Annotated in this window: 18 protein-coding genes; 11 read left to right on the plus strand and 7 right to left on the minus strand. The window is 69.5% G+C overall.

The features are described from left to right. Positions 1–4: 4 nt before the first annotated feature. Genes J2S75_RS20390 through J2S75_RS20400 form a run of 3 tightly spaced genes read right to left on the minus strand, consistent with a single transcriptional unit; the run spans position 5 to position 3,399 of the window. The gene (locus tag J2S75_RS20390) at positions 5–1,258 is read right to left on the minus strand and encodes an SAM-dependent methyltransferase (RefSeq protein ID WP_307022737.1); all 1,254 of its coding nucleotides are present in this window, start codon (positions 1,256–1,258) and stop codon (positions 5–7) included. A 12-nt stretch (positions 1,259–1,270) separates the two neighbouring features. Then, the gene (locus J2S75_RS20395) at positions 1,271–2,053 is read right to left on the minus strand and encodes a DUF1365 domain-containing protein (RefSeq protein WP_307022739.1); all 783 of its coding nucleotides are present in this window, start codon (positions 2,051–2,053) and stop codon (positions 1,271–1,273) included. Further along, entirely contained in the window at positions 2,053–3,399 is a 1,347-nt protein-coding gene (locus tag J2S75_RS20400) for an NAD(P)/FAD-dependent oxidoreductase (RefSeq protein ID WP_307022741.1), read from the minus strand. Before J2S75_RS20400 ends, J2S75_RS20395 begins: the two co-directional genes overlap by 1 nt. A 206-nt stretch (positions 3,400–3,605) precedes the next feature. Between J2S75_RS20400 and J2S75_RS20405 the strand changes: the two genes are divergently transcribed. Genes J2S75_RS20405 through J2S75_RS20420 form a run of 4 tightly spaced genes read left to right on the plus strand, consistent with a single transcriptional unit; the run spans position 3,606 to position 6,539 of the window. Further along, on the plus strand, positions 3,606–4,169 hold the full coding sequence (locus J2S75_RS20405; RefSeq protein WP_307022743.1) for a sigma-70 family RNA polymerase sigma factor: 564 nt from the start codon (positions 3,606–3,608) through the stop codon (positions 4,167–4,169). Continuing rightward, positions 4,166–4,852, plus strand: coding sequence for a ChrR family anti-sigma-E factor (locus J2S75_RS20410; protein WP_307022745.1), 687 nt, complete (start codon positions 4,166–4,168; stop codon positions 4,850–4,852). Before J2S75_RS20405 ends, J2S75_RS20410 begins: the two co-directional genes overlap by 4 nt. Before the next feature lie 2 nt (positions 4,853–4,854). Further along, complete coding sequence (locus J2S75_RS20415; protein WP_307022747.1) at positions 4,855–5,736, plus strand: alpha/beta hydrolase; 882 nt, start codon at positions 4,855–4,857, stop codon at positions 5,734–5,736. Then, positions 5,733–6,539, plus strand: a complete 807-nt coding sequence (locus J2S75_RS20420) for a DUF1295 domain-containing protein (RefSeq protein WP_307022749.1) — start codon at positions 5,733–5,735, stop codon at positions 6,537–6,539. Before J2S75_RS20415 ends, J2S75_RS20420 begins: the two co-directional genes overlap by 4 nt. Here the strand turns inward: J2S75_RS20420 and J2S75_RS20425 are convergent. Next, positions 6,529–6,930, minus strand: a complete 402-nt coding sequence (locus tag J2S75_RS20425; RefSeq protein WP_307022751.1) for a DUF2177 family protein — start codon at positions 6,928–6,930, stop codon at positions 6,529–6,531. The two genes, J2S75_RS20420 and J2S75_RS20425, sit on opposite strands and share 11 nt — an antisense overlap. A gap of 168 nt (positions 6,931–7,098) precedes the next feature. On the opposite strand from J2S75_RS20425, the gene J2S75_RS20430 reads away from it, so the two are divergent. From J2S75_RS20430 to J2S75_RS20445, 4 genes are all read left to right on the plus strand, one after another. Next, entirely contained in the window at positions 7,099–7,596 is a 498-nt protein-coding gene (locus J2S75_RS20430) for a YciE/YciF ferroxidase family protein (protein ID WP_244450126.1), read from the plus strand. A 107-nt stretch (positions 7,597–7,703) separates the two neighbouring features. After that, the gene (locus J2S75_RS20435) at positions 7,704–7,859 is read left to right on the plus strand and encodes a hypothetical protein (protein WP_307022755.1); all 156 of its coding nucleotides are present in this window, start codon (positions 7,704–7,706) and stop codon (positions 7,857–7,859) included. Positions 7,860–8,034: 175 nt separating this feature from the next. Further along, positions 8,035–10,371, plus strand: coding sequence for a glucose/quinate/shikimate family membrane-bound PQQ-dependent dehydrogenase (locus J2S75_RS20440; protein WP_307022757.1), 2,337 nt, complete (start codon positions 8,035–8,037; stop codon positions 10,369–10,371). 127 nt (positions 10,372–10,498) lie between these two features. Then, positions 10,499–11,869 carry an NAD(P)/FAD-dependent oxidoreductase gene (locus J2S75_RS20445; protein WP_307022759.1) on the plus strand — a complete coding sequence of 457 codons (1,371 nt, stop codon included), beginning with the start codon at positions 10,499–10,501 and terminating at the stop codon, positions 11,867–11,869. 12 nt (positions 11,870–11,881) lie between these two features. Here J2S75_RS20445 and J2S75_RS20450 read toward each other — a convergent pair whose 3' ends face one another. After that, the gene (locus J2S75_RS20450) at positions 11,882–12,157 is read right to left on the minus strand and encodes a hypothetical protein (RefSeq protein ID WP_307022761.1); all 276 of its coding nucleotides are present in this window, start codon (positions 12,155–12,157) and stop codon (positions 11,882–11,884) included. A gap of 273 nt (positions 12,158–12,430) precedes the next feature. On the opposite strand from J2S75_RS20450, the gene J2S75_RS20455 reads away from it, so the two are divergent. Then, positions 12,431–12,709 (plus strand): hypothetical protein, encoded by a 279-nt coding sequence (locus J2S75_RS20455; protein ID WP_307022762.1) that lies wholly within the window; start codon positions 12,431–12,433, stop codon positions 12,707–12,709. Positions 12,710–12,787: 78 nt separating this feature from the next. Here J2S75_RS20455 and J2S75_RS20460 read toward each other — a convergent pair whose 3' ends face one another. Further along, positions 12,788–13,540 carry an outer membrane protein gene (locus tag J2S75_RS20460; RefSeq protein WP_307022764.1) on the minus strand — a complete coding sequence of 251 codons (753 nt, stop codon included), beginning with the start codon at positions 13,538–13,540 and terminating at the stop codon, positions 12,788–12,790. 360 nt (positions 13,541–13,900) lie between these two features. Between J2S75_RS20460 and J2S75_RS20465 the strand changes: the two genes are divergently transcribed. Continuing rightward, the gene (locus J2S75_RS20465) at positions 13,901–15,229 is read left to right on the plus strand and encodes an NAD(P)/FAD-dependent oxidoreductase (protein WP_307022765.1); all 1,329 of its coding nucleotides are present in this window, start codon (positions 13,901–13,903) and stop codon (positions 15,227–15,229) included. A gap of 45 nt (positions 15,230–15,274) precedes the next feature. Then, a complete protein-coding gene (locus J2S75_RS20470) occupies positions 15,275–16,570 on the plus strand; it encodes an NAD(P)/FAD-dependent oxidoreductase (protein ID WP_307022768.1) in 1,296 nt (431 codons plus the stop codon). Between the two features lie 42 nt (positions 16,571–16,612). Here J2S75_RS20470 and J2S75_RS20475 read toward each other — a convergent pair whose 3' ends face one another. Beyond that, complete coding sequence (locus tag J2S75_RS20475) at positions 16,613–17,440, minus strand: ABC transporter permease (protein WP_307022927.1); 828 nt, start codon at positions 17,438–17,440, stop codon at positions 16,613–16,615. Between the last annotated feature and the right edge of the window lie 2 nt (positions 17,441–17,442).

The raw sequence follows: 17,442 nt of genomic DNA on the forward strand, positions 1-17,442 counted from the left end.
AGGTTCAGCCCTTCAGCCGGTACAGCCCGACATCGATGGCGCCGGCGCGGAAGCCGCCTTCGCAATAGGCGAGGTAATAGTCCCACAGCCGCCGGAACGCCTCATCAAAGCCGAGCGGTTCGATGCGCGGCCAGGCGTCGAGGAAGCGGGAGCGCCATTCGGCGAGCGTCTGCGCATAGCCGAGGCCGAAGCACTGGGTTTCCACCAGTTCCAGCCCGGCATGCGCGGCGTGCTCGGCTATATGGCTCTTGGTCGGCAGCATGCCGCCGGGAAAGATGTGGCGCTGGATGAAATCGGTGTTGCGGCGATAGGCCTCGAAACGGTCCTCGGCGATGGTGATGACCTGCAGCACCGCCGTCCCGCCCTCATTCAGGCAGGAACGCAGCTTGGCGAAATAGGTCCGCCAATACGCCTCCCCCACCGCTTCCAGCATTTCGATGGAGACGATGCGGTCATAGCGCGCGCTCACATCGCGGTAATCCTGCAGCCTGAGATCGGTGCGCCCGTCGAGCGCCGGGTCGGCGGCAATACTCGCCTGCGCATAGGCGAGCTGTTCGCGCGACAAGGTGATGCCGGTGACGCGCGCGCCCGCGCGCGCCAGCGCGGCGGCGAGCGCACCCCAGCCGCAGCCGATTTCCAGCACGCTCTGGCCGGGCTGCACCTCCAGCATAGCGACGATGCGGGCGAGGCGTTCCTGCTGCGCCTCCTCCAGCGTCTGGCCGGGGGCGACACCAATCGCCGACGAATAGCTCATGCCCGCATCGAGCCATTCCCGGTAGAATTCATTGCCGAGATCGTAATGGAAGGAGATGTTTCGGCGGCTGCCGGTACGGGAATTGCGGCGCAGCCCATGGCGCAGCCGGTTCCACAGCCGGACCGGGGCGAGCGCGTCGATGCGCCCGGCGAGAACGGGCAGATTATGGGCGGCAAGCTCGATGAGCGCCGGCAGGTCCGGGCTCGACCAGTCGCCGGCGATGAAGGCGTCGGAAAAGGCGATGTCGCCACCTGTCACCAGCCGGCGCACCGCCCGCCAGCGGTGCAGCACCAGCGTCGCCTCCGGTCCCGGACGGGCGCCCCGCCCCACCAGCCGCCGTCCTTCCGGCGTCACCACGGTCAGCGTGCCGATCGCAAGCTCGCCGATGAGACGCGCCAGCGCCGCCTCGCGCCAGCCAGTGCGGCCGGCCCGCGCGGCCGGCGCCTCATGCGCATGGGAGAGTTCGGTGGACGGATCGGCGAAGATGTCGGCGTCACGCGGCATGCGGCTCTTTCCTCAGTGTCGGTGCGCGGGCGAAACGGTGACCGGCGCGTCGGGCGCCTTGGGACGCGGGCGCAGGCCGATGCCCTTGGCCCAGATGAACAACGCTTCCCAATGGATGCCGGCGATCACCTTCAGCGTCAGCAGCGGATAGGCCAGTGCCGCGCGCAGCAGTTCGCGATCGTTCAGCGGGCGGCGGGTGGCGCTGTGCACCGCGCTCAGCACCGGCCCTTCGGCATCGCTGGCGAGAATGGCAATGCGCAGATCCTCGCCCGGCGGATGAATGCGGAAGGCATAGGTCAGGCCCATATCCATGAAGGGCGAGACATAGAAGCGCTTCTCCGCTTTCTGCCGCAGTGGCGTTCCCTCCCCCGGGGCGACGGGGATGAGATAGGAGTGGCGCTGGCCGAAGGTGTTGTTCACCTCATAGAGCAGCGCCAGCAGCGAGCCGTCGCGGCGGTGGCAGAAATACACGCTCAGCGGGTTGAAGGCGTAGCCGGCGAGGCGCGGCAGGGTCAGAAGGCGGATGGGCCCGCCATCGGGTTCGAGCCCTGCCGCGACGAGCAGGCGTTCCACCTGCGCCTTCAGCGGGCCGGCGGCGGGGTCGGCATAGTCGCGGTCGTGGAAGCTGAACAGGTTGAAGCGCCCGCGCGAGAACAGCCGCAGCCGGCGGTTGAGCCCGTCGATCTCGTCGAGGTCGAGCAGCAGGGAGAACAGGCGATAGGCCAGCCGGTGCCGGCGCGGCTTCAGCCGCACATGCATCACCTCGCCGGCATACAGCGCCGAGGCCCCGTCCATCACACCAGCTCCGCCAGAGCGGACGGGGCATAGCCGGGGGGAAGGGCGATGCGGCCGGATTCGTCCGCCACCGTCCAGGGGCGCCGTATCCCGCCCAGCGCTTCCGCCACCGCCAGCCCCGCCTGCAACCCGTCCTCGTGAAATCCCGCGCCGAAATAAGCCCCACAATACCATACACCGCCCTCGCCCTGCAGCGACCAGAGGCGCTTCTGCGCCGCCATGGCGCCGGTGTCGAACAGCGGGTGCTCATAGGAGGCGCGGTAGTGGACCGAAGCCTCGGCCGGCGGCTCCACCGGGTTGAGGGTGACGAAGAGCGGGCGGTCGGCGGGCAGGTTCTGCAGGCAGTTCATCCAGTAGGTGACGCAGAGCTTGGGGTCGGCGCGGCGGTCCGCGAGGTAGTTCCACGCCGCCCACGCCGCCCGGCGCCGCGGCATCAGGCTGGCATCCGCGTGCAGAATGGCTTCGTTGCGGCTGTAATGGAACGCGCCGAGCACGTCCCGCTCGCGCGCCGTCGGCCCGTCCAGCAGCGCCAGCGCCTGGTCGGCATGGGTGGCGATGACCACATGGTCGAAGCGCCGCACAACGCCGGAGGCGTCGGTGACGCTCACCCCCCTGGCGCCGCGCGTCACCGCCCGCACCGGGCCACCCGTCACTACCGCGCCGCCGAAATCCGCGCGCAGGCGGGCGACATAGCGCCGGCTGCCGCCGGTCACCGTGCGCCAGATCGGCCGGTCGGCCAGCTGGAGCAGGCCGTGATTGGCGCAGAAGCGGACAAAGGCCGCGACGGGATAGCGCCCGACCTCGGCCGCCGGGGTCGACCAGATCGCCGCCGCCATGGGGTAGAGGTGATCGTCGCGGAACGCCGCGCCATAGCGGTGGGCGTCGAGATAGGCGTCGAGGCTTTCCTCCCCCATGGTGGCGAGGTCGCGCGGCGCGCTGCGGTAGAACCGCAGCAGGTCGGCGAGCATGGAGGCGAAGCGCGGCGAGGCGAGATTGCGCGGCTGGGCGAACAGGCCGCGCAGATTGGCGCCGGAATATTCCAGCCGCCCGCCATCCAGCGACACGGCGAAGGACATGTCGGTGGCCTGCGTCGCCACGCCGAGATGGGCGAACAGGGCGGTGAGATTGGGATAGGTCCGCTCATTATAGACGATGAAGCCGGTATCCACCGCCAGGCCCGCCGCCTCCACCGTGTTGGAGTGGCCGCCGAGCCGGGCCTCGGCCTCGAACAGCGTCACATCGTGCCGCTTGCCCAGCAGCCACGCCGCCGACAGGCCGGAGATGCCGGCGCCGATGACGGCGATGGACAGCGCCGAACCGGGCGCGAAGTCCTGACGAATGTTCATGGCGCGAAAACCTGAGGCTGTGGAGCGGCGTACGAAGGTTGTCTAGTGTACGGGGGCGGTTCGGCGGCGGATCACTCGCGGGCGGAATGATCCAGCCGCCACGCCGGCGCGTAGAAGGAAGCATGAATGCCTCGCTCGACCATTCCCGCTCCACGGAGCCCGGCGCAGCCTCCCCCCCTCGGCGGAGGTCGGCGGTGACGCGGCTGATGAAAGATGACGGCGTGCCGGATGGCGACGAGCTGGCGCGGCTGATCGGCCAGGTCGCCACCGAGCGCGACCGGCAGGCCTATGCGCGGCTCTACAGCTATTTCGCGCCGCGGCTGAACGCCTTTCTGCGCCGCTCCGGCCTGCCGCCCAACACGGCGGAGGAGATCGCCCAGGAGGTGATGCTCTCGGTCTGGCGCAAGGCTTCCTATTTCGATCCGGCCCGCGCCGGAGCGGCGACCTGGATCTTCACTATCGCCCGCAATTTGCGGATCGACCATTTGCGGCGGCTGCGCACCGCCTCGGCGGGCGAAGAGGAGCCGGTCGAGGTTGAAACCGCCCCCTCGGGCGAAACATTACTGCTGACGGCGGAGCGTGAGGCGCGGGTGCGCGAAGCGCTGAAGACGCTCTCCGACGAGCAGGCGACCGTGCTGCGCCTCTCCTTCTTCAGCGAGAAGGCGCATTCGGAAATCGCCCGCGAACTGGGGTTGCCGCTCGGCACCGTCAAATCCCGCGTGCGCCTCGCTCTGGGGCGGCTGCGCGTTCTTCTGGAAGGCCACACATGACGATCCGCCACCACGCGAGCGACGAATCGCTGCTGCGCTACGCCGCCGGCCAGCTGCCGGCCGGGCCGGCGCGGGTGCTCGCGGTCCATCTCGCGACCTGCCCCTGCTGCCGGGAGCGCCTCGCCGCCTTCGAGGCGGTGGGCGGCGCGCTGCTGGAAGCGACCGCGCCCGCTCCCATGGCACCCGATGCCTTCGCCGCCGCCCTGCGCGCCATCGACCGCGAGGAGGCCGCCCGCGCCCCCGCCACCCCGGCGCCGACGCATCTGGAAGCGCGCGCCAGGCCCCGCGCCCCCGTGACGCTGCCCGGCGGCATTCCCCTGCCGGCGCCGCTGCAGGACTGTGAGATCGGCCCCTGGCGCTGGATCGGCCTTGGCGTGCGCGCCAGTACGGTGCGGCTGCCGGAAGACCCGGAGGCGCGGCTGACGCTGCTGCGCGTCGGGCCGGGGCGCAAGCTGCCGGAACACGGCCATGTCGGCACCGAGTTCACCCAGGTGATTTCCGGCTCCTTCTCCGATGGCTTCGGCCGCTATGGGCCCGGCGATCTCAGCGAGATGGACCAGGAGATCGAGCACCAGCCCATCGTCGACCGCGAGGGCGATTGCTACTGCCTGGCGGCGCTGGAAGGCAGCATGCGGCTGAACGGCTTTTTCGGCCGGCTGGTGCAGCCCTTCGTCCGGCTCTAGGCATGCGCGCGGCGCTGCTGCTCGCCCTCGCCTTGCTGATGATGGCCCCCGCCCGCGCCGCTGAAAGTCCCATCGCCCTGCTCAACGCGCTGTCGCGGCTGGACGCGGCACGGGTGAGCGCCGACCACGCCTATGCCGCCGGCCCCCGCCATGGGCTCGATGTCTACACGCCGACGACCGGCCGGAAACGCGACCTGCCGGTCGTGGTGTTCTTCTATGGCGGCAGCTGGGATTCGGGCGAGCGCGCCATGTACCGCTTCGTCGGCGCCGCGCTGGCGAGCCGGGGCATGGTCGTCGTCATTCCCGACTACCGGGTCTATCCGCAGGTACGCTTCCCCGCCTTTGTCGAGGACGGCGCGCGCGCCGTGCGCTGGGCCCGCGCCCATGCCTCCGCGTACGGCGGCGATCCGGAGCGCCTCATTCTGATGGGCCATTCCGCCGGCGCGCAGATCGCGGCGCTGCTCGCCTTCGATCCGCAATGGCTGGGGGCGGTCGGGCTCGACCCGGCGCGCGACGTGGCCGGGCTGGTCGGCCTCGCCGGGCCTTATGATTTCCTGCCCCTGCGCAGCGAAAGGCTGAAGACGATCTTCGGCCCGAAGGCGGAGCGCTGGCGCAGCCAGCCGATCCATTTCGTCACCGGCGCAGCGCCGCCCGCCTTTCTCGCCACCGGGGCCCGCGACACCACGGTCGATCCCGGCAACAGCACGCGGCTTGCCGGGAAGCTGCGCGCCAAGGGCGGCACGGTGGAGCTGAAAAGCTACGGGAATCTCGATCACCGGCTGATCGTCGGCGCCTTCGCCCCGCCGCTGCGCCTCCTCGCCCCGGTGCTCGGCGATGTCAGCGGCTTTATCGCGCGCCTGCCGGCGCAAGGAGCGACACGGTGACCCTGATCCTCTCTCTCGCCGCCGTCGCCCTGTCCCTCAGTCTCGCCATGGCGGGGGCGTGGTGGGTGGCGGAGCGCAGCGGCAATCATGGCTGGGTGGACACGATCTGGTCTTACGCGTCAGGCGCCGCCGGGGTCGCCGCCGCGCTGCTGCCGCTCGGCGGCGAGCCCTGGCTGCCGCGCCAGCTGCTCGTCGCGGGGATGGTGGGGCTGTGGTCGGCCCGGCTCGGCACGCATATCCTGCAGCGGACGATGCGCGGCCATGACGACCCGCGCTATGCCGATCTGCGCCGGCAATGGGGCGCGGCGGCCTCGCGGCGGCTGTTCCATTTCCTGCAGGTGCAGGCGCTCGCCGGGTTCGTGCTCGCGGTCGCGGTCGGGGCGGCGGCACATAATCCCGCCCCGTTCTGGCGGCTGGGCGACGGGCTCGGCGTCGCGCTGTTTCTCGGCGCGCTTCTCGGCGCCGGCCTTGCCGACCGCCAGCTGGCGCGCTTTCGCGCCGATCCGGCCAATCGCGGGCGGGTGTGCGATGCCGGGCTGTGGGGGGTGACGCGCCATCCGAACTACTTCTTCGAATGGCTGGGCTGGACCGCCTATCCCGCCATCGCCCTCTCTCTCGCCTATCTGCCGGGCGCCGCCGCACTGCTCGCGCCCGCCTTGATGTATGTGCTGCTGGTCTACGCCTCCGGCATACCGCCGAATGAGGCGCATATGCTGCGCTCGCGCGGCGACGCGTTCCGCGCTTATCAGCGCCGGGTCAACGCCTTCTGGCCCAGCCCGGCGCGGCGCGCCCCTAGGCCGTGAAGGCGCGGGTGATCAGCAGGCCGGCGGTGGCGGCCACGGCGGTGGCGAAGGTGCCCCAGGCGAGATCGATCGCCGTCATCGCCGCCGGCCAGTTGCGCAGCGTGGCGTGGTTGGTGAGGTCATAGGTGCCGTAGGCGAGCAGGCCGAGAAAGGCGCCGAGCATCAGCGCCGTGGTCCAGCGTCCGGAGGCCAGCGCCGGCTGCACCGCGAAAAACACCACGCCGGCGATATAGAGCAGATAGAACAGCACCGCCGGCGGCCAGTTCGGCTGCTCGGCCATCAGGTCACCGATCAGCGGCCGGTAGACGCGGCTCGCCATGAAGCCGAGCCAGAGCGCGTCAAGGGCGAGGAAGACCAGCCCTGTCGAGAGATAAGCGACGATGAACGGCATGAGCGCGCCTCTGGAGCGGTGACGGATGTGCCAGCGGGTACGGCGCGCCGCGCCGCGCGGATCATTCCGCGCCCGCCGCGCGAAAACCCCGCCCGGGATGTGGGAACGAAGCACGCCAGCCAAAGTTGTCGGCGCGAGGCTTGGGGACATCACGCGACGGAGACCGACATGGCCGAGAAGAACCTCGAAACCCTGTTTCACGAGACCCTGAAGGACATTTACTACGCCGAGCGCAAGATTCTGAAGGCGCTGCCGAAAATGGCGCGCGGCGCGCAGTCGCCGGAGCTGAAGGCGGCGTTCGAGAAGCACCGCGACGAGACCGAGGGCCAGATCGAGCGCCTGCAGCAGGTGTTCGAGCTGATCGGCAAGCGTCCGCAGGGCAAGACCTGCGCCGCCATTGAGGGCATTCTTGAGGAAGGCGAGGAAATCCTCGACGAGTTCAAGGGCCAGCCCGCGCTCGACGCCGGCCTCGCCGCCGCCGCGCAGGCGGTGGAGCATTACGAAATCTCGCGCTACGGCACGCTCAAGCGCTGGGCGCAGGTGCTCGGCATGAAGGACGCGGTGACGCTGCTCGACGCCACGCTGAAGGAAGAGTCGATGACCGACGACGCCCTCACCGCGCTGGCCGACAAGGTGGCCAACCAGAAGGCCCTCAAGGCCGCGTGACGCGACGCGGGCAGGAGGCGCCGGCACGCCCGGCGCCTCGTGACCTCCCCGCCGGCCAAAGATATCAATTGCCGGCAAATTGATCCGTTTATCCGAGAGGGGAAACCATGCCCCAGCGCACCGCCCTGCGCCTCGCGCTCGGCCTGATCGCCGCCCTTGCCGCGATCTGGTTCATCAGCTCCTTCTTCGTGCTGGAAGACGAGAATCCGCGCGGCAGCCTGGGCCAGCCGCAGCCTGCCTTCGCCCTGAGCACCGCGCGCTAGGCGGCGGATGAGCCGTAGGCGGCGGCGCGGGAACGCATCGCCCGCTCGCCCGTTAGCCCGGCATCCGCGCCGCTCCGGCGGCGCGGCCCCGTCGCGATGAGCGACGGCTCCGGTCGGTCTCGCCGTCCTGGGTCGGGCGCCTCGCACCCTCTCCCGGAACTCGGAAGGCTGGCCGATGCGCGTTTCCACCTCCTCCCTCGTCACCGCCCTCCTGCTGGGGCTGATCGGCCTGTTTCTGGCCGGGGGCGGAGGCTGGCTCGCGACGCTCGGCGGCAGCCCGTTCTACCTGGCACTGGGGCTCGGACTGATCCTCTGCGCCGTGCTGGTGTGGCGGCAACGGACAAGCGCGCGGCTGGTCTACGCGCTTCTGCTCGCGGGCACGCTCGGCTGGGCTTTTTGGGAGGTGGGGCTCGACTGGTGGCCGCTGGCCACCCGCGGCGGGCTGCTGGTGCTGCTCGGCCTGTGGCTGCTCACGCCTTGGGCGGTGGGCCGGCGCGGCTGGAATGCCGGCCGCACCGTGCTGGCACTGGTCGTGGTCGGCTGCGTCGGTGTCGCCAGCGCGGCGCTGCTGCGCGACCCGCATGTCATTGAGGGCCAGCTGCAGGCGCAGACCGGCGGCGCGACGGCTCCCGACGGGAATGTGCCCGATGGCGAATGGCATCATTACGGCCGCACCCTTGCGGGCCAACGCTACACGCCACTTGCCGAGGTGACACCGGCCAATGTCGAGGCGCTGGAAGTCGCCTGGACCTACCGCACCGGCGATGTGCGCGGCCCGGACGATGTCGCCGAGACCACCTATCAGGTGACACCGCTGAAGATCGGCAATCTGCTCTATCTCTGCACCCCGCACCACATCGCCATCGCCCTCGACGCCGAGACCGGTGAAGAGCGCTGGCGCTTCGATGCCAATGACGGCCTCGACCCCAACCGGCAGCACCAGACCTGCCGCGGACTTTCCTATTACCGCGACGACGCGGTGACCGAGGCCGATCTCGCCGAAGCCCCGGCCTGCACGGCGCGCCTGTTCCTGCCCACCTCCGACGCGCGGCTGATCGCACTCGACGCGCTCACAGGGGCGATCTGCCCGGGCTTCGGCGAAAACGGCACGGTCGATCTGTGGGCGAACATGCCCAACCAGCAGAGCGGCTTCTACTATTCCACCTCGCCGCCGACGATCGTGAACGACCGCCTCATCATCGGCGGCTCGGTGAACGACAATTACGCCGTGGAATCGCCCTCCGGCGTCATCCGCGCCTATGACGCGATGACCGGCGAATTGCTGTGGGCGTGGGATTCCGGCAATCCCGAGCGCACCACGCTGCTCGGGCCGGACGAGACCTACACCGCCAACTCGCCCAATAGCTGGTCGGTGTTCAGCGCCGACCCGGCGCTCGGGCTCGTCTATATCCCCCTCGGCAACGCGACGCCGGACCAGTTCGGCGCGCATCGCAGCCCGGCGGTGGAGCGCTTCTCTTCCTCGGTTGTCGCGCTCGACATCGCCAGCGGCGCCGTGCGCTGGGTCTTCCAGACCGTGCATCACGACCTCTGGGACATGGACGTGCCGGCGCAGCCGGTGCTGATCGACCTCGCCACGGCGCAAGGCACCACGCCGGCGCTGGTGCAGGCGACCAAGCAGGGCGACATCTATGTGCTCGACCGTCGCAGCGGCCAGCCTATTCTCCCGGTGAGCGAGGTGCCCGCGCCCGGCGGCGCCGTCGAGGGCGACTGGACCGCGCCGACCCAGCCGGTCTCGGCGCTGAGCTTCGCCCCCGAGCCGCTGCGCGAGACCGACATGTGGGGGGCGAGCCTGCTCGACCAGCTCGCCTGCCGCATCAAGTTCCGCCAGCTGCGCTATGAGGGCCGCTACACCCCGCCCTCGCTGCAGGGCACGCTGGTCTATCCCGGCAATTTCGGCACGTTCAACTGGGGCTCGGTGGCGGTCGATCCGGTGCGGCAGGTGATGTTCGGCATGCCGACCTATCTCGCCTTCACCTCGCAGCTGGTGCCCTCGGACGAGATCGACGCCGACGAGCAGGTGAATGCCGGCGAGGCCGGGCTGAACGTGAATGCCGGCGGCGAATATGGCGTGCGGATGGCCCCCTTCGTCTCGCCGCTCGGCCTGCCCTGCCAGGCGCCGCCCTGGGGCTATGTCGCCGGGGTGGATCTGCGGACGGGCACGAAGGCCTGGATGCACAAGAACGGCACCATCCGCGATGCCGGGCCCTTCCCGCTGCCGCCGATCCCGATGGGCGTGCCGGGCATTGGCGGGCCGCTGCTCACCGCGTCCGGCGTTGCCTTTCTGGCTGCCAGTATCGACGACTATATCCGCGCCTATGATGTCGCCACCGGCGCCCAGCTCTGGCAGCAGCGCCTGCCGGCCGGCGGGCAGGCGACGCCGATGAGCTATGAGGCGGGCGGACGCCAGTTCGTGGTGCAGGTGGCCGGCGGGCATGGCTCCATCGGCACGAAGGCAGGCGACTATGTGATCGCCTACACGCTGCCGCGCTGAGCGGGCCTGACGGCTTGCAGGGGTTGCGCCCGAGCCGTCGCCGATGCTTGGATGGCGCACCCTGGCATGCCGATCCCGACGGGAGACGTGCAGGGGGCGGGGGCGCCATCAAAGGGATGAGGATGCCATGCCCGCACAGGATTCACGCGACGAACCCCACGCGCCCGACCGGACAGGCAGCGACGGAGAACCCGGCGCCCCGGCGCCGGCGGCGCGCCCGCATGTCGTCATCGTCGGCGCCGGCTTTGGCGGTCTGCAGGTGGCGCGGGGCCTCGCCGATGCGCCGGTGAATGTGACGCTGATCGACCGGCACAATTACCATTGCTTCCAGCCCCTGCTCTACCAGGTGGCGACCGCCACCCTCTCCCCGGCGGATATCGCCTGGCCGATCCGCCATATCCTCTCGCGCCAAGCCAACATCACCATGCTGATGGCGCGGGCGGAAGGCGTGGACCGCGCGCGCCGCGAACTCCTGACGAGCGAAGGCCCGATCCGCTTCGATTTCCTCGTGCTGGCCACCGGGGCGACGCACTCCTATTTCGGCCACCCGGAATGGGCGCGCTTTGCGCCGGGGCTGAAGGATATCGAGGACGCCACCCAGCTGCGCCGGCGCATCCTTTTGGCCTTCGAACGGGCGGAAGTCGCCTCCGAGCCGGAAACCCGCCGGCGCCTGCTCACCTTCGCCATCATCGGCGGCGGGCCCACCGGAGTGGAACTTGCCGGCTCCATCGCCGAGATTTCCCGCCACGCGCTGGCGCCCGACTTCAAGCGCGTCGATCCCCGGACCGCGCGGATTCTCTTGATCGAGGCCGGCGAGCGGCTGCTGCCCGCCTTGCCGGAGCGGCTTTCCGCCCATGCGCGCGAGCGGCTGGAAGCGATGGGGGTCGAGGTGATGACCGGGCGCCCGGTGGTCGATATGGGCGCCGACCATGTGACGCTGGAGGGGGGCGAGACCATTGCGGCCGCGACCAAGATCTGGGCGGCCGGGGTGCGGGCCTCGCCGGCGGCGGAATGGCTCGGCGTCGCCCCCGACCGGGCCGGGCGCTGCCGGGTCGCGCCCGATCTCAGCGTGCCGGGCGCGCCCGATATCTTCGTCATCGGCGACACGGCGGCGGTCACCGATTCCAAGGGGCGACCGGTGCCGGGCATCGCCCCGGCCGCGAAGCAGATGGGCGACCATGTCGCCGCCGTCATCGCGGCGCGGCTGGCCGGCACCGCTGCGCCGGGCTTTCGCTACCGCCATGCCGGCGACCTCGCCACCATCGGGCGCAATGCGGCGGTGGTAAAGCTCGGGCGGATTGAGTTGACCGGCTTTCTCGGCTGGATGTTCTGGGGTGTCGTCCACGTCTATTTTCTGGTCGGCGCGCGCAACCGCATCACCGTCGCCATGTCCTGGCTGTGGAACTACCTCACCTATCAGCGCGCGGCGCGGCTGATCACCGGCGATGTCGAGCCCGCCCCGGCGCGGGAGATCGGGCCGCTGTCCCCGCCGGCGTGAACGGCCCGGCGCTCATCGGGCCAAGCTGCGGTTGAGCGTCGCCTCGTCATCGAGCACGCGGAAGGTGAGCAGGCTGCCGGTCATCTCCAGCGGGCGGATGGCGATCCAGCGGCCGGCTTCCGTCACCAGATTGGCGCGGCCGGCCGCCTTGGCCTCGGTGATGACGGCGAGTTCAGACCGCACCTCGCCGACAGCGCCGCCGCTTTCGAACCGGATTTCGAAATTGGCCGTGGCGGAGCCGAAGTCGCTGGCGCGGAGCCATCCCTTTGCTTGGATTGTCGTGACCATCTTCCTCGCTCACGCTGGAGGCTGCGCACCTTTACCTTAAGGGAAAGAATACGGACGGGGCGCTGTCATGGATCAAACCCACCATGAGACGGGAAGATCTGCGACGTAGCGACCCAACAATCGCCGCGGCTGCGCGCAAAGGTATCCACAACCCACCGAGGACGCGTAAGGCGTGTTACACTTGCACGTCGTCGGCGATCCTCAGCAGGCCGACGGGAGAGCGCGGGCCGGTCTCGTAGCTTTCGCTGAACTCCCGAAGCAAGGAGCCGGCGCGTGCCATTCGAGATGCCCGAAACCATCAGCCCTTTCGCCATCGACGAGGCCCTGGCCGGGGCCGCCTATGAGCCCGAGGATGTGGCGCTGCTCGACACGGCCTTTGCCCATGCCTGCAACGAGGCGTCCCAGCGCCTCCCCCTCGGCGACGGCATTCGCAGCCTGCTGGCCTTCGCCGTCCTCGAAGGGGCGAAATCCGGGCTGCGCGATCCCGAACACCTCACCTCCTTCGCCCTGCGCGCACTGCCGAGCTTCCGCGCGCAGGAATCGCGCCGCTAGCTCGTTTCCCAGGCATGAAGCCCAAGAAAAAGGGCCGCTTGCGCGGCCCTTTCAATGTACGCCCGAGGAGAAGGGCGCTCAGAACTTGTAGTTCAGGCCGGCCTTGACGGTGTGGAAGGTGGTCTTGGCATCCAGCGCGCCATAGACGCCCGGGGCCAGGAAACCGGCAATCGCCGTCGTCTCGCCGAGATCGACATAGAGATATTCGGTCTTCAGCGTCCAGTTGTTGTTGATGGCGTATTCGAAGCCGGCACCGGCAGTCCAGCCCCAATTGGTGTCGTCGGCGGATTCGCTGAACAGGAGGCCCGGAGCGGTGACGCCGATGCTGGACTTCACCTTGCCATAGGCCGCGCCGCCGGTGCCGTAGATCAGGAGATGGTCGAAGGCATAGCCGAGACGGGCGCGAATGGTGCCGAACCACTCGATCTCCGAGCCGGCCGAGGCCGACAGGCTGGCAGGGATCAGCGGAACGGACAGGCCGGCATTCGCCTTGCCTTCAATGCCCGACCACTGGAAATCCGCCTCGACGCCGAGCACGACATTGTTGATGAACTGATAGTTGTAGCCGATCTGCGCGCCGCCGAAGAAGCCGCTCGAATCCACCGTCGCCGAGCCGCTGGCGACGGGGAAGCCGTCGGACGTAACCGAGAACGGGTAGTCGAAATCATTGCCGCCAAAACCGACATTGGCGCCGAGATAGAAGCCGGTCCACGAGAACATCGGCTCGGCGACGATGACTTCAGCCTTGGTCGGATAGGGCAGATCCGCCGCCATCGCCGCCACCGGCATGGCGACGCTCATCAGGACGGCTCCCAGCAGTACATTCTTCATATCGCTTCCCCCAGGGTGATTACATGGCGGGGAATGTACCGATTTGAGGGGATTCGCGTAGTGCAAATGAGCAACACTCGGCTAGATTGAAACGAACTTGGCGCCGATACCGCACCATATTACGTTAAACACTACGATTACACCGTGCATTTTATCTTTGATTCCGTATCTGAAGACTCAGTTTGAGGTACTATGATATTTATTTCCTGAAGACTATTTTACCTTTCCTCAGCGGAAGGAATACAGAGGAGGCCATAAGGCTGCCGGATCGCGGCATCGCCTTGGCACTGGTTTTGCTAGCATTGGCGTCCCGTCCGGCGCATGAAAGCCGGACGTCCGTACCAGCGTGAACAGGCCATCATGGGACCCCAGGTCGTACCCGTCGCCTCCGACTCCTCCTGCCCGACCCATGCCGACGTGGTGATCGTCGGCGGCGGCATCATCGGCACCAGCAGCGCGCTCTATCTTGCCGAGCGCGGCCTCAAAGTGGTCCTGTGCGAGAAGGGCCACATCGCCGGCGAGCAATCGAGCCGCAATTGGGGCTGGTGCCGCCAGGCCAAGCGCGACCCGCGCGAATTCGAATTGATCCGCGAGGCGCTGCGGCTCTGGCGCGGCATGGACGCGCATATCGGCGCCGCCACCGGCTTCACCACGACCGGCATCCTGTTCGCCGCCAATGACGCGAAGAAGGAAGCCTCCTTCGCCGACTGGGTGAAGGAGGCCGCCGGCGCCGGCATCCATGCCGAAATGCTCAGCGGGTCCCGGCTGGCGGAGCAGATGCCCGGCGACACGAAGCCGCCGCCGGCCGCGCTCTGGTGCGCGTCTGACGGGCGGGCCGAACCGCAGAAGGCCGCGCCCGCCATCGCCGAGGCGGCGCGAAAGCGCGGCGCCATCATCCTCACCGATTGCGCGGTGCGCGGCGTGGAGACCGGCGGCGGAAAGGTCATCGCCGCCGTGACCGAGCGCGGGCGCATCGTCACGCCCAACGTCGTGGTGGCCGGCGGCGCCTGGACGCGGCGCGTGCTGCGCGATGTCGGCATCGACCTGCCGCAATTGAAGGTGCGGGCCAGCGTGCTGCGCACCTCGCCGGTGGAGGGCGGCCCGACCCCGGCGCTGTGGGACCATGATTTCGCCTTCCGGCGCCGGGAGGATGGCGGCTACACCATCGCCAATGGCCATGTGAACGTGGTGCCGATCGTGCCGGACAGTTTCCGCTTCGCCCTTCCCTTCCTGCCCGCGCTGCAGATGGAATTCGCCTCGCTGCGGCTGCGGCTCGGGCCGCGCTTCGTCACCGAATGGCGCGAGAGCGCGCCGCGCCCCTTCGACCAACCCTCGGTCTATGAGGCGGCGCGGGTGCTCGATCCCGCGCCCGACCAGGGCTATCTCGACCAGGCCTTCGCCGCGCTGAAGCGGCGCTTCCCGGCCTTTTCCGGGGCGCGGATCGTGCAGAGCTGGGCCGGCTTCATCGATGCGACGCCCGACGCGGTTCCGGTGATCTCGCCCGCCGACACGGTGTCCGGCCTCATCGTCGCCACCGGCTTCTCCGGCCATGGCTTCGGCATCGGCCCGGGCGCCGGCCATCTCGTCGCCGATCTCGTCACCGGCGCCACGCCGATCGCCGACCCCGCGCCCTACCGCCTGTCGCGCTTCTTCGACGGCTCACGGCCGCGCCCGATGGCGGGTCTCTGACCCGCCCGCGCCCTCGATCCGTCACCCCCCGAGCGGAACACGTCCATGGTCCAGACCCTCGCCCGCCGCCCCCTGCCGCGCTCGCTCTACCGGGAAACGGCCCCGCCCGCTCCGGACACCGCCGCGCTGGCGGGCGACACGGCCGCGCGGGTGGCGATCATCGGCGGCGGCTATACCGGCCTCTCCGCCGCGCTGCACCTCGCCGAGGCCGGCGTCGACGCGCTGGTGCTGGAAGCGAGCCAGATCGGCTGGGGCGCCTCCGGTCGCAATGGCGGGCAGGTCAATCCCGGGCTGAAATGGGACCCGGAGGAACTGGAGCGCGGTTTCGGTGCCGATCTCGGCGGGCGGATGGTGCGGCTCGGCGATGAGGCCCCCGGCCTCGTTTTCGAACTCATCGCCCGCCACCGCATCGACTGTGCGCCCAAGCGCGGCGGCACGCTGCGCGCAGCGCTGTCGGAACGCGCCGCCAAGGGCGTGCGCGAATTCCAGCGGCAATGGGCGGCGCGCGGTGCCGATGTGGTGATCGCCGAGGGCAAGGAAATGGCCCGCCTCACCGGCACCGGCTTCTATCCTCTCGGCGCGCATGACCGGCGCGGCGGACAGGTGAACCCGCTCGCCTATTGCCGCGGCCTCGCCCGCGCCGCGCTGAAAGCGGGGGCGCGCCTGTTCACCGACACGCCGGCGCTGCGGCTGGCGAAGGCGGGCAGTGGCTGGCTGATCGACACGCCGGGCGGCCGGGTGACGGCCGAGCGCGTCATTCTCGCCACCAATGGCTATAGCGACGACCTGTGGCCCGGCCTGCGGCGCAGCGTGGTCCCGGTCTATTCCTCCATCACCGCCACCGAGCCGCTGCCGGCCGAGCTCGCCGCGCCGATCATGCCGAACGGCGTGGTGCTGTACGAGATGTCGGCCTCCTATGCCTATTATCGGCTCGACGATGCCGGCCGCTTTGTGATGGGCGGGCGCAGCGTGCTGCGGCCGGCCACCGCGCCGGAGGATTTTCGCGCGCTCGTCCAGCAGGCGACGCGGCTGTTTCCGGTGCTCAAAGCCGTGGAATGGACGCATCGCTGGAACGGACAGGTGGCGGTGACCTGGGATCACCTGCCGCATCTGCACGAGCCGGAGCCGGGGCTCACCATCGGGCTCGGCTATAATGGGCGCGGCGTCGCCATGGCCACCGCCACCGGGCGCATGCTGGCCCGCCACGCCGCCGGGGGCGGGGTCGAGTCGCTCGACCTGCCCGTCACCCGCATCCGGCCGATCCTCGGCCATGCCGCCTGGCCGCTGGCGGTGAAGGCGCGGCTTAAATGGGACCGCCTGCGCGAGAGCTTCGGCAGCTGAGGCAAGGCCGCCCCGCCGCCTTGCCGCTCCGTCGGTCTCTTCTCAGCCGCCCGTGCCGCGCAGCCGCTCGGAGCGGCGGCGCAGCAGTTCCAGCGTCAGCATCAGCAGCGCGGCGAAAATGACCAGCAGCGTCGCGGCGGCGGTGATGGTGGGCGAGATCTGCTCGCGTATGCCGGAGAACATCTGGCGCGGAAGGGTGCGCTGGTCCGGGCTGGCGAGGAACAGCGCCACCACAACCTCGTCCCAGGAGGTGACGAAGGCGAACAGCGCCCCCGACGTGACCCCCGGCGCGATCAGGGGCAGGGTGATGGTACGGAACGTCGTCCAGGGCGAGGCGCCGAGCGAGGCGGCGGCGCGGGTGAGCGAGCGGTCGAAGCCGGTCAGCGTCGCGGTCACGGTGATGACCACGAAGGGCGTGCCGAGAATGGCATGGGCGAGGATCAGCCCGAGATAGGTATTGTTCAGCCCCACGGCCGCGAAGCCGAAGAACATCGCCACCGCGACGATGACCACCGGCACGATCATCGGCGAGATCAGGATCGACAGGATGAGCCCGGCGAAGGGCACGTTTCCGCGCGACAGGCCGAGCGCGGCGAGCGTGCCAAGGCCGGTGGCGATGAGGGTGGAGAACACCGCGACGATGCCGCTGTTCTGCAGCGCGATGCGCCAGCGCTCATCGGTGAAGAAATCGATGTACCAGCGCAGGCTGAGCCCCGGCAGCGGATAGGTGAACCAGGGCTCACTGGAGAATGAGAGCGGCATGATCACCAGGATCGGGCCGACGAGGAACAGGAACACCAGCGTGCAGAACACGGCGAAAAGGAAATAGGCCAGTTTCTCGCGCGGCGTTGCGTAGGACGGTGCCAGCATGT

Source organism: Ancylobacter polymorphus (assembly GCF_030813495.1).
Taxonomy (GTDB): Bacteria; Pseudomonadota; Alphaproteobacteria; order Rhizobiales; family Xanthobacteraceae; genus Ancylobacter; species Ancylobacter polymorphus.